Annotated in this window: 15 protein-coding genes; 5 read left to right on the top strand and 10 right to left on the bottom strand. The window is 66.1% G+C overall.

What is annotated here, in order from left to right; translation table 11 throughout:
• Window positions 1-49: 49 nt before the first annotated feature.
• A complete protein-coding gene (locus tag J8I29_RS15765) occupies window positions 50-2,044 on the top strand; it encodes a CocE/NonD family hydrolase (RefSeq protein ID WP_209432362.1) in 1,995 nt (664 codons plus the stop codon).
• A gap of 125 nt (window positions 2,045-2,169) precedes the next feature.
• On the opposite strand, the gene J8I29_RS15760 is transcribed toward J8I29_RS15765, so the two are convergent.
• Complete coding sequence (locus J8I29_RS15760) at window positions 2,170-2,865, bottom strand: glutathione S-transferase family protein (RefSeq protein ID WP_209432361.1); 696 nt, start codon at window positions 2,863-2,865, stop codon at window positions 2,170-2,172.
• Window positions 2,862-3,488, bottom strand: a complete 627-nt coding sequence (gene gstA / locus J8I29_RS15755) for a glutathione transferase GstA (RefSeq protein WP_209432360.1) — start codon at window positions 3,486-3,488, stop codon at window positions 2,862-2,864. The genes J8I29_RS15760 and gstA overlap by 4 nt, the downstream gene beginning before the upstream one ends.
• A 119-nt stretch (window positions 3,489-3,607) precedes the next feature.
• On the opposite strand from gstA, the gene J8I29_RS15750 reads away from it, so the two are divergent.
• Genes J8I29_RS15750 through J8I29_RS15740 form a run of 3 tightly spaced genes read left to right on the top strand, consistent with a single transcriptional unit; the run spans window position 3,608 to window position 5,268 of the window.
• Window positions 3,608-4,675, top strand: coding sequence for a LysR family transcriptional regulator (locus J8I29_RS15750; protein ID WP_245197031.1), 1,068 nt, complete (start codon window positions 3,608-3,610; stop codon window positions 4,673-4,675).
• 58 nt (window positions 4,676-4,733) lie between these two features.
• Window positions 4,734-4,979 carry a type II toxin-antitoxin system ParD family antitoxin gene (locus J8I29_RS15745; protein WP_209432359.1) on the top strand — a complete coding sequence of 82 codons (246 nt, stop codon included), beginning with the start codon at window positions 4,734-4,736 and terminating at the stop codon, window positions 4,977-4,979.
• Window positions 4,969-5,268 carry a type II toxin-antitoxin system RelE/ParE family toxin gene (locus tag J8I29_RS15740; RefSeq protein ID WP_209432358.1) on the top strand — a complete coding sequence of 100 codons (300 nt, stop codon included), beginning with the start codon at window positions 4,969-4,971 and terminating at the stop codon, window positions 5,266-5,268. Before J8I29_RS15745 ends, J8I29_RS15740 begins: the two co-directional genes overlap by 11 nt.
• 16 nt (window positions 5,269-5,284) lie before the next feature.
• Here J8I29_RS15740 and J8I29_RS15735 read toward each other — a convergent pair whose 3' ends face one another.
• From J8I29_RS15735 to bla, 4 genes are all read right to left on the bottom strand, one after another.
• Window positions 5,285-6,934, bottom strand: coding sequence for a HAMP domain-containing sensor histidine kinase (locus tag J8I29_RS15735; RefSeq protein WP_209432357.1), 1,650 nt, complete (start codon window positions 6,932-6,934; stop codon window positions 5,285-5,287).
• Window positions 6,931-7,635 (bottom strand): response regulator transcription factor, encoded by a 705-nt coding sequence (locus J8I29_RS15730; protein ID WP_209432356.1) that lies wholly within the window; start codon window positions 7,633-7,635, stop codon window positions 6,931-6,933. Before J8I29_RS15730 ends, J8I29_RS15735 begins: the two co-directional genes overlap by 4 nt.
• Before the next feature lie 31 nt (window positions 7,636-7,666).
• Window positions 7,667-8,110, bottom strand: a complete 444-nt coding sequence (locus J8I29_RS15725; protein ID WP_209432355.1) for a hypothetical protein — start codon at window positions 8,108-8,110, stop codon at window positions 7,667-7,669.
• Window positions 8,111-8,231: 121 nt separating this feature from the next.
• Window positions 8,232-9,116, bottom strand: coding sequence for a class A beta-lactamase (gene bla / locus J8I29_RS15720; protein ID WP_209432354.1), 885 nt, complete (start codon window positions 9,114-9,116; stop codon window positions 8,232-8,234).
• A gap of 98 nt (window positions 9,117-9,214) precedes the next feature.
• Here bla and J8I29_RS15715 point away from each other — a divergent pair, with 98 nt between their 5' ends.
• Window positions 9,215-10,102, top strand: a complete 888-nt coding sequence (locus J8I29_RS15715; protein ID WP_209432353.1) for a LysR family transcriptional regulator — start codon at window positions 9,215-9,217, stop codon at window positions 10,100-10,102.
• 36 nt (window positions 10,103-10,138) lie between these two features.
• Here the strand turns inward: J8I29_RS15715 and J8I29_RS15710 are convergent, their stop codons facing one another.
• The 4 genes from J8I29_RS15710 to trxA form a co-directional block, all read right to left on the bottom strand.
• Complete coding sequence (locus tag J8I29_RS15710; protein ID WP_209432352.1) at window positions 10,139-11,332, bottom strand: serine hydrolase; 1,194 nt, start codon at window positions 11,330-11,332, stop codon at window positions 10,139-10,141.
• A gap of 70 nt (window positions 11,333-11,402) precedes the next feature.
• Complete coding sequence (locus tag J8I29_RS15705) at window positions 11,403-11,603, bottom strand: Trm112 family protein (protein ID WP_105863883.1); 201 nt, start codon at window positions 11,601-11,603, stop codon at window positions 11,403-11,405.
• A 12-nt stretch (window positions 11,604-11,615) separates the two neighbouring features.
• On the bottom strand, window positions 11,616-12,275 hold the full coding sequence (locus tag J8I29_RS15700) for an LON peptidase substrate-binding domain-containing protein (protein WP_105863882.1): 660 nt from the start codon (window positions 12,273-12,275) through the stop codon (window positions 11,616-11,618).
• A gap of 128 nt (window positions 12,276-12,403) precedes the next feature.
• Window positions 12,404-13,300, bottom strand: coding sequence for a thioredoxin (gene trxA / locus J8I29_RS15695; RefSeq protein WP_105863881.1), 897 nt, complete (start codon window positions 13,298-13,300; stop codon window positions 12,404-12,406).
• Window positions 13,301-13,317: the final 17 nt, after the last annotated feature.

Here is a 13,317-nt window from a genome sequence, read left to right as displayed (position 1 = left end):
TGAGTAAAAGTGCGTTTCCGCCAAAACGCGCCTTGCTCCAGAGTGAACCATGCCCAATCCCGTCCGCACCATCGAACATCTGACGATCGCGATGCCCGATGGCATCAGGCTGGCGGCGCGCCTGTGGCTGCCGGAAGGAGCGGAGACCGCGCCCGTTCCCGCCATCCTGGAATATATCCCCTATCGCAAGCGGGACGGCACGCGTTCGCGCGACGAGGCCATGCATGGCTGGTTCGCGGCGCATGGCTACGCCGCCATCCGCGTTGACATGCGGGGGTCGGGCGACAGCGAGGGCCTGCTCGACGACGAATATCTGCCGCTGGAACAGGAGGATGCCTGTGCCGTGATTGCCTGGATCGCGCAGCAATCCTGGTGCGACGGCAAGGTCGGCATGATCGGCAAGAGCTGGGGCGGCTTCAACGCCCTGCAGGTCGCCGCTCGCCGGCCGCCGGCCCTGGGGGCGGTGATCAGCGCGTGCTCCACCGACGACCGCTATGCCGACGACGTGCATTTCATGGGCGGCGCCCTTCTGGCGGACAATCTGTGGTGGGGCTCGGCGATGATGGCCTGGCAGGCCTTGCCGCCCACGCCCTCCCTGCACGGCGAAGGCTGGCGCGAGGCCTGGGAGAAGCGCCTCGATCATCTGCCCTTCTTTCCGGCGATCTGGGCCAGCGAGCAGCATCGCGGCACCTATTGGCGGCAGGGCTCGGTCTGCGAGGACTGGTCCGCCATCGAAGTACCGGTCTTCGCTGTCGGCGGCTGGGCGGACGCCTATTCCAATGCCATCCCCCGCCTGCTCGAGCATCTGCCGGGGCCGCGCCTCGGCCTGATCGGGCCCTGGGCCCATCACTACCCCCATCAGGGCACGCCCGGCCCCGCCATCGGCTTCCTGGAGGAGGCCCTGCGCTGGTGGGACCACTGGCTCAAGGGGCAGGACAACGGCATCATGTCCGAGCCGATGCTGAGGGCCTATATGCAGGAACGCGGCACCTCGGAGGAGGGCCGCAATGGCCGCTGGATCGGCGAGGCCTCCTGGCCCTCCCGCCTGATCACCCGGCGGCCGATGTTCCTTTCACCCGGCCAGCTCTGGTGGCGGCCGGCACCCGCCGCCGAACTTGCCATCCGCTCGCCCCTGTGGTGCGGCGCCGGCGGCGGCGAATGGATGAGCTCCGGCCTGCCGGGCGAAGCGCCGGCCGACCAGCGCCTCGACGACGGCCTGTCCCTCGTCTTCGATTCCAAGGAGCTCGCCGACCGTACCGAGATCCTCGGCGCACCGGAGCTGGTGCTGGAAATCGCCTCCGACCGGCCGACGGCGCAGATCCATGTGCGGCTGTGCGATGTCGCGCCGGACGGCTCCTCCGAGCGCGTCTCCTATGCCATCCTCAATCTCACCCACCGGGACGGCCACGCCGAGCCGCAGCCCCTCACGCCCGGCGAGTTCGAAACGGTTCGCATCAGGCTCAATGACTGCGCCCATGCCTTCGTCGCCGGCAACCGCATTCGCCTGTCGATTGCGACTTCGGCCTGGCCGATGGTCTGGCCGGCGCGCGAGCAGGCGACGCTGACGGTCCGCACCGGCGAGGCCGCCCTGATCCTGCCGGTGCGCCGGCCGCGGCGTGAAGACGCCGCCCTCGCCTTTCCGCCCGTCAGCATGGCGGAGACCGGCCCGGTTCATACGAGCCGTCCGCCCCAGGCCGAGCGCAGATTCAGCCTCGACCTCATCGAAGGCACCGCCCATCTCGTGGTCGACGGCGACGCCTTCGGCTCGGCGCCGATGCGTTTTGAAGAAATCGCCACCGATTTCGCCCATAAGCTGCGCCGGGAATTCTCGATCCGGGACGGCGAGCCTCACAGCGCCCGCCAGACGGTGACGCATCACTGCACGCTCGCCTGCGACGGAATCGAATTCCGCATCGAAGCCGAAGCCCGCATGATCGCCAATGACGAGAATTTCGAGATCAGCGCCCGGATCCAGGCTTTCCAGGACTGGGTCGAGATCGCCGACCGCAGCTTCCACGAGGTGATCCCGCGCCGGCTGGTGTGAGGGGCCGGGCGCAGGCGGCTGGGCAGTTTCAGGGGGTCATTGCGAGCACAGCGAAGCAATCCAGTGCGAGGTGTGCGGCAAAGCTGGATTGCTTCCCTGTGCTCGCAATGACGCGTTCTTCTCTTTCACGCCGCCCGTTTCAGCAGGAAAGCATCGTGCCGCACGAGAAAGGCGCGCAGGCGATCGGGATAGTCGGGCGTGACGGCCCCCCGCACGCTGGGGCGCACTGACAGCGCCTGGCGCCAGGCCTGCACACGCGGCAACCCGGCGAAGAGACCAGTATCGGCGAGGGTGTCGAACAGGTCGAAATAACGGAAGATCGGCGCATAGACCGCATCGACCAGGCTGAAGGCCTCGCCCGCGAAATAGGGACCGGTGCCGAGCACCTCCTCCACGCGGGCGAATTTGTCCGCCATCTTTGCGCGGGCTTGTTCGAAACCCGCCGCATCGGGGGCCGTCTCCAGGCGCCAGAGATCGGCGAGGATGGCAGACCCGAACTCCATCCATGCCCGATGCCGAGCCCGCACCAGCGGATCAGCGGGATGCAGCTCGGGGCCCTGCACTGTCTCCTCCACGAATTCGCAGATGACGCTGCTCTCGAACAGCACGGCCTGTTGCTGCCCAGCCTGCTCCACCAGCAGCAACGGCACCTTGCCGAGCGGGGATAAGGCTGTGAACCAGCCGGGTTTGGCGGCGAGATCGATGAAGCGCCGTTCGAACGGCGCTCCCTTTTCCATCAGCGCGATCGCTGCCCGCTGCACATAGGGGCATAGATGATAGCTGACGAGCGTCAGCCTGGCGGGGTGAGAGATGGTGCTCATGCCGCCACCTTCATGCCTTCCGCCTGCATTGCGGCCTGCACGGCGGGACGAGCGCCGACGCGTGCCATGAAGGCACGGATCGCCGGGAAGGGTGCGAGATCCACCTTGGTATAGGGCGACCAGCCGACGATGGTAAAGAGATAGGCATCGGCTGCGGTGAAGGTCTCGCCCAGCAGGAAGAGACCGCCCTCGGCCAGATGACGCTCGACGGTGGCGAGGCGCTCGGCGATCTTGGCACGGGCGACGTCCTGGGCCTGCGTGCCATGTTCGGGATGGAACAGCCACGGGCTGTACATCTTGTGCAGTTCCGAGGCGATGAAGTTCAGCCAGGACTGGAGGCGGGCCCGTTCGACCGTGCCGGCGGCCGGCGCCAGGCGGCTCTGAGGCTTGAGATCGGCGAGATATTGGCTGATCGCCGCGCCCTCGGTCAGTACCGAGCCGTCGTCGAGGCGCAGCGCCGGCACGTAGTGGTTGGGATTGACGCTGGTGTAGTCCACGCCCTGCTCGGTCACGTGCGGGCTCCTGCGCAGGTCGACCCGCTCCAGTTCCAGCACGATGCCGGCCTCCTTCGCCACGATGTGGGGCGAGAGCGAGCACGTGCCAGTGGCATAATAGAGTTTCATGTCCGTTCCTTTCACTTGAAGCATCCGCGCACCGACACCCGGCGGGGTCGCGGCCTGTCCGATGCAAAGGTTAGGACAATGCATGCACGCATGGCCAATTGGGATTGCACCAGAAGCGCTTGCGTGACTGCAAGCGCTTCTGGTGCTATGCAGGCACCATGGATGATTGGAACGAATTGCGCCTGGTGCTGGCGATCCAGCGCGCCGGCAGCCTGACCGCGGCGGCCAAGGCCCTGGCGGTCGATCACTCGACCGCCTTCCGGCGCCTCAACGCCCTGGAAGCGCGCCTGGACCTGCGCCTGTTCGAGCGGCTGCCCGGAGGCCTCTACCAGGCGACGGCCGCAGGCGAGCGCATGGCCGTTGCCGCCGAGCGCATGGAGGACGAGGCGCTGGCCCTCGACCGCGACATCACCGGCCGCGACCACCGCCTGTCGGGCCGGCTGCGCGTCACCTCCTCGGAGACCCTGGCCTATAGCCGGCTGACGCGACATCTCGCCAGCTTCCGCCAGGCCCATCCGGGCATCGTGGTCGAGCTTGCCATCGACAACCGCGTGCTCAGCCTGTCGCGGCGCGAGGCCGACATCGCCTTCCGCCCGGTGCGGCCGAGGGAAGGCGATCTATGGGGCAGGAAGCTCGCCGGCATGGCCTGGACCTTCTACGGCACACCGGCGCTGGCGGCCGCGAATGGCGGGCCGGCCGCAGCCGCTGCTGATCTCGCCGGCCAGACCTTTGTCGGCTGGCAGGAGGGCACGGCAGGCATCCGGGCCGCCGACTGGCTGGCGCAGCATTTGCCCGCCGACGCCATCGCCTACCGCTCGAACAGCCTGGTCAACCAAGCTGTCGCCGCCAAGGCCGGCCTCGGCCTTGCCCTGCTGCCTTGCTATCTCGGCGACAGCGATCCGGGCCTTGCCCGCGCCCTCGCCGAACCGATGCCCGAACTGACGGGCGAATTGTGGATCGTCACCCATGGCGACCTCAAGAACACCGCCCGCATCCGCGCCTTCTTCGATCTCGTCGGCAATGGCCTGGCTGCCGAGAAGCGGCTGTTCGAGGGTCATGGCGTTCCAGCCGTGGCAGGCAGGGATCAGGCCAGGAAGGAGCAAAACCGCTTGCACAGTCCCGTGCCGAATAAACCTCACCCTGCCGCTGGCTCGTCTTGCGCCTCGGCGCCAGCCAGGGAACTGTGATGGACGTGGTATGGTACCAATGAATGGTATATATTGGTGCTAACTTGGAGGAGCGAACATGCAGCGCAACACCTCGGTCTCCTTGGGAGATCACTTCGTGACCTTCATCGACGAACAGGTCGGCTCGGGCCGTTACGGGTCTGCGAGTGATGTCGTACGAGCCGGGCTGCGTCTGCTCGAAGAGCAGGAAATGCGACTTCAAACCCTGCGCGACGCTCTGATCGCCGGCGAGGAGTCCGGACCTCCCAAATTATTCGACGGAGAGGCCTTCCTCAAACGGTTGCATGACAAGCATGCCGGATAGAGGCGGCCGCTATCGCCTCACGCCTCTGGCCGAAAGCGATCTTGAGGAAATCTGGCTTTATACGCTCCGAACGTGGTCTCGCGAGCAGGCCGACAGCTATTTTCACACACTTGTGGCAGCCTTCGAGGGGTTGGCCGCCGGCACAAAAACCGGCCGCCTCGTTGAGATCCGGGAAGGTTACCTAAAATACAATATCGGCTCGCATGTCGTATTCTATCGCCAAGCGGGGCAAACCATCGACATTATCCGCATATTGCATCAGCGCATGGATATCGGCCGGCATTTGTAGATAGATTCCACCTGGATCACTCGACCCCATTCCGCTTCAGCCGCAACCGGAAGCAGGCGCCCGGCCCGTCACCGACATAGTCGATACTGGCGCTGCTGTTGGCGAGCAGGGAGCGGGCGATCGGCAGGCCGAGGCCGGTGCCGCCATTGGCGCGCTTGGTGGTGAAGAAGGGCTCGAACAGGCGGGCGCGGTCGTGAGGCGGAATGCCCGGCCCGTCGTCGGTGACCTGAAGGTCGAGATAGTCATCCCCGATTGCAGCCACCGAAATCGTCACGGTGCGGGCTCCGGCCTGGCGGCTGTTTTCCACCAGGGTCGTCAACACCGCTTCCAGGACATCCGCCGGTACGCGCACGGTGGGCAGGCCGGCAGCGAGAGCGACCTCGATCTTGAAGCCGTCGTCGGAGCCGGCATCGGCGATGCGATGCAGGGGACCCGCGAGCGGCGTCGAAACGCCTTCGTTCTCATCCGCCATGTCGGCGCGGGCGAGTTCGAGCAGGCGGGCCACCAGGCGCGACAGGCGCTCGGCATCGCTCTCCGCATTGGCGATGAAGCGCCGACGCTCTCCGGCGCTCATCGTATCGCCATGCTCGTCGAGCAGTTCGAGCACCCCGCGTATGCCGGTGAGCGGGGTTTTGAACTCATGGCTCATTGCGGCGGCGAAATCCCGCAGATAGCGCGAGCGCAGATCGATGGCGACCGCCATGCGCCGGAAGTTGTCGAACAGCGCCCGGATCTCGATGGTGGCGGTGGCCGGTGTGGGCGGCACCTCACTGCCGCCGCGGCCCAGATGCCGGCCGACCTGGGCGCTGGCCTGCGTCAGCTGCTCGATCGGCTTGGCGATCGCCCGCGACAACAGGCCGGCCAGACCGATGATCACGGCGAGAATGATGCCGAACCCGAGCGCGATCTTGCCGAGATCGTCATAGATGCCGCGGAACAGGGCCCGGGGCGAGCGCGACAGCAGGAGAACGCCGACGGTGCGGTCACCCAGCTTGATCGGGCGGGCGTAATGCACGCGGATTGCCGAGGCCCGGCTGAAGACTTCGAAGGCATAGCGCGGCACATAGTCTCCGCGGCGCCGCAGGACCGATTGCGAATGCCCGCCGATGGCCGACTGGACCTCCGGCAGGAAGGCATAGCTCTGGCCCTGGAGCGGCCCGTCCGAGAGTATCGTTCCCCTGGCATCGAGGATCAATGCGCTCGCCAGCGTGGTGCGCCGGCTCTGCTCGATCAGCGGCGCGATCACCCGGGCCGCCACCAGCGCCTCGGCATCCGGCGCCTGCGATGATGCAACGGGCTGCGGGCGCTGGGAGAGGATCGGCATCGTATTGAGATCGATCGTCAGCTGCTCCGGCGTGAAATAGGGCTCGGCCGCCGGATCGTCCCGCCGGTAGGAGTCGCTCGGATCGTTCTCGGCCGGCGGCGGCACCGGCGGCGGTTTCGGGCCGGGCCAGGCAAGATCGAATGCCGCGTCGTAGACGGCGGACTGGGCGATCAGCTCCGCCTCGGTCTGGCGCACCAGGACATTCTCATAGACCCTGAGGAAGATGGCGCCGAGGCCCGGCATCAGGGCGGTGAACAGCAGCACGCCGATCAGGATCGAACGCAGGCGCAGCGCCGGCCAGTGCGCCTTGATGGCGTCCTTCAGCCGGCTGAACAGGATCACGCCGCCTTGCCCGCACAGGCGCCGATGCGATAGCCGATGCCCGCCCGGGTCTCGATCACGTCTTCGGCCCCCACGACAGCGAACTTCTGGCGGATATGGCGGATATGGCTGTCGATGGTGCGGTCGGTGATGGCAAAGCCCGGCCCGTGCAGGCGATCGATGATCTCGTCGCGGGAAAAGACCTTGGACGGCGTCGCGGCAAGGATCTGCAGGAGCTGGAACTCCTTGGCGGTGAGGCCCACCGATTCCCCGGCCCATTGCGTCTGCCAGCCCTCGGGATCGAGGTGGAGCAGGCCGCGCGCCAGCACCGATGCGGGCGCGGACTGGGCCGGCCTGGCTCCCACCCGCTTGAGGATGGCACCGACCCGCGCCACCACCTCGCGCGGCGAGAAGGGCTTCACCACATAGTCGTCGGCGCCCATTTCCAGGCCGAGCACCCGGTCGATCTCGTCGTCCCGGGAAGACAGGAACAGCACCGGCAGCTCGCTCTGCGCCCGGAGCCGGCGGCAGACTTCGAGGCCGTCCATGCGCGGCATGTTGATGTCGAGGATGGCAAGGTCCGGCTTGAGGGACAGGGCTTTCGCCAGCCCCTCCTCGCCGTCTCCGGCCTGATGCGTGGCCATGCCGGCCTTGGCAAGGGCGAAAGCCAGCAATTCGCGGATATGCGGATCGTCATCGACGATGAGAATGGTGCGGGACATGAGCGATGAATGTCATTTCAGGGAGAAGGTGTCAAAGCGGGGTTCGGCGGCATTGGATCGGGCAGCGGTCCCGCCTGCCGCAACCGCCAGGCGCCGGCCAGTGTCCATCGGCGCCAATCGACCTGCTGGGCCTCGAGCCTGCCCCTGCCAAACCCGTCAGGAAGAGCAGGCCGGCAAGCGGGCTGGGTTCGACGATCAGGGCGAAGCCCGCGAGGCTGGCACCGATCACAGCGAGGCGGCTGGCCCGGTTGCGGCGCATCAGGCTGTCGCAGGCCAGCAACGCTCCGAGCCAGGCGAAAGCCAGGAAGCCGATGATGCTGCCCGCCTGCGGCAGGGCTTGTCCGGCCGAGAGCGTGAAATCGGCGAGGACGGCCAGCACGATGATGGCCAGGACCTTGAAAACGAAGCTCAGTCGAAGCGGCGAGCGGTTGCGGGCCGGCAGGGTCCGGCCCGGCGAAGCGGAAGCGATCGGCATGGGTTCCTCCATGGCCGCCATTCCTGCCGTGCCGATGTTCAGCCGTGATACAACACTGATGGCGGCGTGATGGGCACCTCGTGCAGAAATGGTGCAAGGACCCGCTGCACCCTTTCTGCACTTACGCGGGCACATGCCCCGCCACGGCCTTGGCGACGGCGGCAAGGGCGGCATTGCGGCGGTCGGCCGCCGCGGTCGTACCAGTCAGATAGGCGGCGATGAGAAGGGGTGGACGGCCGGGCGGCCAGGCGACAGCGACATCATTGGTCGAACCGCGCTCGCCGGTTCCCGTCTTGTCGCCGAAGGCCCATTCCGCGGGCAGTCCGGCGCGCAGGCGGGTATCGCCGGTTCTGCTGGCCTTCAGCCAGGCCGTAAGCCGGCTGCGCGAGGATGGTGACAGTGCCTCTCCAACCAGCAGGCGCTGGAGGTCCGCCAGCATCGCGGCGGGGCTGGTGGTATCGCGCGGATCTCCCGGCAGAGATTCATTGAGCTCCACCTCCCAACGGTCGAGACGACTGACCAAGTCGCCGATCGAACGCAGATAGCGGGTCAATCCAGCCGGCCCGTCCACGACTTCCAGCAGGAGATTGCCGGCCAGATTGTCGCTCACGGTGATCGCCGCCGCGCAAAGCTCCGCCAAGGTCAGACGGCCGCCGGCATGCCTGGCCGTTATCGGCGAATTAGGCAGCAGCCTGGCAGCCTCGATCGGGACCTGGCGGGACAGTCGCTCGCGCCCCTGGTCGACCCGGGCGAGCACCGCGGCGGCAACCAGCAGCTTGAAGGTGCTGCAGAGCGGGAAAAGCTCGTCCGGTCGATAAGCCAGCCTCACCCCCGATTTGAGGTCGAGCGCGGCAACGCCCAGGCGTCCGCCAACCCCGCCCTCGATCCGTCTGATTGCCCCTGCGAAATCCGTCGAGGTACGCGATTCGGCCGCAGGAAACGCGACGCTGAAAGGCAGCAGGAACAGGGCTGCACCCGCTCCAACCATGAAATTCCGTCTGGTCATGCAAACTCCTTACACCGTTCGATGTCAGGATGGCTGCAGTTTGAGCAGGGGACAAACGATGATAAATCGCCTCAGACTTGAAAAAAATTCGGGGGTCCATGATCCGTTCGCATCTGCCTCTCAATGCCTTGCGCGCCTTCGAAGCGGCCGCGCGCCATCTCAGCTTTACCGGCGCCGGGCTCGAATTACGGGTGACCCAGACCGCCGTAAGCCATCAGGTGAAGAATCTGGAGGAGATCCTGGGCGTACGCCTGTTCCGCCGCCTGCCGCGCGGCCTTGCGCTCACCGAGGAGGGCCAGGCTCTCGTCCCCGTCCTGAACGAGGCTTTCGGGCGCATCGGCGCCACGCTCGATCGGTTCGAGAAGGGTCATTTCCGCGATGTGGTGACGGTCGGCGTGGTCGGGACCTTCGCCGCCGGCTGGCTGTTGCCGCGCCTGCGCTCCTTCGGCGAGGCGCACCCTTTCATCGACCTGCGCATCCTGACCAACAACAACCGGATCAATCTGGCGGGCGATGGCCTCGACTATGCCATCCGCTTCGGCGACGGTCTGTGGCACGGCACCGAGGCGACGCTGCTCATGCCCGCTCCGCTCTCGCCTGTCTGCGCGCCGGCGGCGGCCGGACGGCTGCGCCAGCCGGCGGATCTCGCCGGTGAAGTGCTGCTGCGATCCTATCGCGAGGATGAATGGCCGTTATGGTTCGCCGCGGCGGGGGCGAGCGGCCCTTCCACCCATGCCGTCGTCTTCGATTCCTCGGTCACCATGGCCGAGGCGATCGCACAGGGCATCGGCGTCGGCCTGGTGCCGACGGCGATGTTCTCGAGCGCCCTGGCGAGCGGCCGCCTGGTGCGCCCCTTCGAAATCGAGGTTCACGCCGGTTCGTACTGGCTCACGCACCTCAAATCGCGCCAGCCCTCGCCCGCCATGCTGGCGTTCCGAGCCTGGCTGCTAGCAGGCTGCCAGACTGAGACAGCGTTGCCGGCGTGACATCGAAGCGCCGCCGGCGCTACAAGCCCCTGCAGCTTACGCCAAGGCGTCGCGGATCGCCCGGACGGCGGCCAGGCTGGCACGCGTTCGCGCTGCGTGCAGGAATTCCGGCCAGCTCGAGAGCACCACGGCCGCGAATTGGCCGACCGGATCGATATAGATCAGCTGCCCGAACACGCCGCGCGCCATATAGGCGCCGCGCTCGACATCCTCGATCCAGAACTGGTTGCGGTAGGCGCCCCGAGGAAGAATATCGCGATAGACGCCCTGGAAGAGATCGGGCCGGGCAGCGAACCGCGTATCTTCCAACCAGGAGGACGGAAGAAGGCGCCGGCCCCCGATCTGTCCGCCGCCGAGATGCAGCAGGGCGAAGCGGGCATAGTCCCGCAAGGTTGCGTTGAAGCCGCCATCCGCCAGGCCATAGCCCGCGATATCGACGGTGAAATAGGCATCCTCCTCGGCACCCATCGGCGCCCAGAGTTCGCGGCTCACCAGTTCGGGAAGCTTGAGCCCCGAGGCGCTCTGGAGCACGAAGGCCAGCACGTCGGTCTCGACGGAGCGGTAGTTGAAAATGGCGCCATGGGCGCTTTGGCTCGCCTGCAGCTGCAGGATCAGCTCAAAGACATGGGCCGGCCAGCTCGGGTCCTTGCGGGCCTTCCAGCCCGAGGCTACGTCCATCTTGGCGATATGCGAATCGGGCGCGGTATAGGTTTCGTCGAACACCACGCCGGTCGTCATGTCCAGCACCTGCTGCACGGTGGCGCCGCGATAGGCTGTGGCCTCCAGCTCCGGCAGATAATAGGTGACCGGCGCGGCCGGATCGACCAGGCCCCGCCCGATCAGGATCCCGGCCACCGTACCCACCACGGATTTGGCGACCGATTGGGACAGATGCGGCGTATGCGTGGTCATGCCGTTGAAATAGCGCTCGGTCACGACCTTGCCGCGATGCAAGACCAGGAAACCGTCGGCGTAATTCGCCTCGAAGAAGCTCCCGACGGTCGCCGGCTGGCCCTCGCTCTCGAAGGCAACCCCGTCTATGTCCTGTAGCGCAACCGGCAGCGGCGTCGCCGGCCCCGGTCCGCGCCAGACCTGCGCCGTCGGCACCAGCTCCCGCACATGCTGGAAAGACCAGCGGTTCCACGGCGCACGATCCCAGTCCTCGCGCGGGATGGAGGCGGCGCCGAGAAAGGTCGGCTCTTGGTGCTCCGGCGGACGGCTGTCATACATACTTTGCGTCTTCCTTCGGCTGTCGGCAGGATGAACCAACGGAACGATGCGATCTATTCGATCGCCCGTCCTATTCGATGACCCTTGCCTCCTCGGGCAACATGATAGGGAAACCATCGCGGATGGGATAGGCCAGCTTGGCGGCACGCGAGATCAGTTCCTGCTTCTCCGCATCATACTCCAGCGTCGTCTTGGTGAGAGGGCACACCAGCAATTCCAGCAGCTTGGGATCGGTCAGCGGCGGCGGGCGATGCGGCGGCGGCGTGGGCATCGGCACTCATCCTCACTGCAGCGGCGTATCGGAGCCGTCGCCGCTCTTGGCCAATTCGATCTGCGTGATGGCGACCAGGATCTCTGCGCGCTCGCGCAGGCACGAGGCCTCGAGCAGCGCCTGTTTCTCGCGCCGCCCGAACGGGCTCATCATCGACAGCGCGTTGACCAGCGCCTCGTTCGATGCCTCGTGGATATCGTTCCAGTCGACCTGGAAGCGATTGACGGCAAGATAGGCGCGCAACGTATCGATCAGGCTCTTGCGGTCGACCTCCTCCTCCCCCGCACGCGGGGTGAAGTCGATGGCGAAGGGCTCGGCCGTGATACGGCACTGGCGGTAGGCCGTGGTAACGGTTTCTTCCGCCAGCACCTTGAAACGCGAAATTCCCGTGAGCTGGATGAGGTAGCGCCCGTCATTCGTTTCGGCGAATTGAGTGAGACGCCCGACGCAGCCGACCTGGAACAGGCGCGGCATCGTCTCGTTTTCTTCGTCTTCGGGCTGAATCATGCCGATCAGGCGCGGCCCCTTCAGCACGTCGTCGATCATGGCCAGATAACGCGGTTCGAAGATGTTCAGCGGCAGCTGGCCCCGCGGCAGCAGCAGGGCGCCGGCCAGAGGGAATACCGGAATGACAGGAGGCAGATCGGCCTCCGTCTTGAACAAGGGATGCATCGGCTGCCATTCCTCAAACGGGCCTGGAGACTGTCATGGCCCAAGGACGGGGCATGACAGTTTTTTTAAGGTCGAGACCGCGACCTTCAGGCGATATCTTACGGCCTGCTGGCGGGCTGCGTCACTATTTATGAGAACAGGATCGACGACAACCTGCGGCGGCCATAGATGGTGTTCTCATCCATCGGGCCCCAGGCCTCGAAGAACTGCACGAGCTGTTTGCGTGCACCGTCGTCGTTCCATTTGCGGTCGCGCCGGGCGATGTCGAGGAGTTGGTCGACCGCTTCCTCGCGCCGATTGGCGGCCGCCAAAGCGAGAGCGTAGTCGAACTTGGCCTGAAAGTTCTTCGGCTCGGCCTCCACCTGGCGCGCCAGCGCCTGCAGGTCGCCGACGTCATTGGCCTGTTCGGCCAATTCAAGTGCGGCACGGGCGCTGGCGATGACGGGATCGTTCTCCTTGCCCTTCGGCGTGAGCGAGAGCGTGGCCTTGGCCTGTTCCAGTTCCCCGGCGGCGAGTGCACAGCGCGCCAGGCCGGCGATCGCCTTCAGGTTTTCGGCGTCCTGCTCGAATATCTGCGCGAAGAGTTGAGCCGCCGCCGCGCCGTCGCCCTCATTCAGCAAGGCTTCGGCCTCGGCCAGCAAGGCCTCGGTGTCCGGGTCGCCGCCGGGGCCGGCGATTCTGCTGATGAATTCCTTGATCTGGCTTTCGGGAATGGCCCCCATGAAACCGTCAACAGGCTGGCCCTTGGAGAAGGCGAAGACGGCGGGAATCGACTGCACCCCCAATTGCCCGGCAATCTGCGGGTGCTTGTCGATATCCATCTTCACCAGCTTGACTTTGCCCTTGGCCGCCAGCACCGCCTTTTCGAGCATCGGCCCCAATTGCTTGCAGGGGCCGCACCATTCGGCCCAGAAGTCGACCAGCACCGGCTGCTTCATCGATTCCTGAATCACGTCGGCCATAAAGGTCTGCGTGGTGGTATCCTTGATCAGACCGTTGGCTCCGGCAGCGTCGTTGCTCATCATTCCTACCCGCTAGAAAA

It is taken from the genome of Labrys sp. LIt4 (assembly GCF_017813775.1).
GTDB lineage: Bacteria > Pseudomonadota > Alphaproteobacteria > Rhizobiales > Labraceae > Labrys > Labrys okinawensis_A.
Note: the sequence above shows the minus strand (reverse complement) of the source record. Positions and strands in the feature narration are given on the sequence as shown.

Coding starts and splice junctions, on each gene's coding strand:
- J8I29_RS15715 (WP_209432353.1), top strand. CDS start 9,215: ATGATCCGTTCGCATCTGCCTCTCAATGCCTTGCGCGCCTTCGAAGCG.
- J8I29_RS15725 (WP_209432355.1), bottom strand. CDS start 8,110: ATGCCGATCGCTTCCGCTTCGCCGGGCCGGACCCTGCCGGCCCGCAAC.
- J8I29_RS15765 (WP_209432362.1), top strand. CDS start 50: ATGCCCAATCCCGTCCGCACCATCGAACATCTGACGATCGCGATGCCC.
- trxA (WP_105863881.1), bottom strand. CDS start 13,300: ATGATGAGCAACGACGCTGCCGGAGCCAACGGTCTGATCAAGGATACC.
- bla (WP_209432354.1), bottom strand. CDS start 9,116: ATGACCAGACGGAATTTCATGGTTGGAGCGGGTGCAGCCCTGTTCCTG.
- J8I29_RS15705 (WP_105863883.1), bottom strand. CDS start 11,603: ATGCCCACGCCGCCGCCGCATCGCCCGCCGCCGCTGACCGATCCCAAG.
- J8I29_RS15710 (WP_209432352.1), bottom strand. CDS start 11,332: ATGTATGACAGCCGTCCGCCGGAGCACCAAGAGCCGACCTTTCTCGGC.
- J8I29_RS15700 (WP_105863882.1), bottom strand. CDS start 12,275: ATGCATCCCTTGTTCAAGACGGAGGCCGATCTGCCTCCTGTCATTCCG.
- J8I29_RS15760 (WP_209432361.1), bottom strand. CDS start 2,865: ATGAGCACCATCTCTCACCCCGCCAGGCTGACGCTCGTCAGCTATCAT.
- J8I29_RS15745 (WP_209432359.1), top strand. CDS start 4,734: ATGCAGCGCAACACCTCGGTCTCCTTGGGAGATCACTTCGTGACCTTC.
- gstA (WP_209432360.1), bottom strand. CDS start 3,488: ATGAAACTCTATTATGCCACTGGCACGTGCTCGCTCTCGCCCCACATC.
- J8I29_RS15730 (WP_209432356.1), bottom strand. CDS start 7,635: ATGTCCCGCACCATTCTCATCGTCGATGACGATCCGCATATCCGCGAA.
- J8I29_RS15740 (WP_209432358.1), top strand. CDS start 4,969: ATGCCGGATAGAGGCGGCCGCTATCGCCTCACGCCTCTGGCCGAAAGC.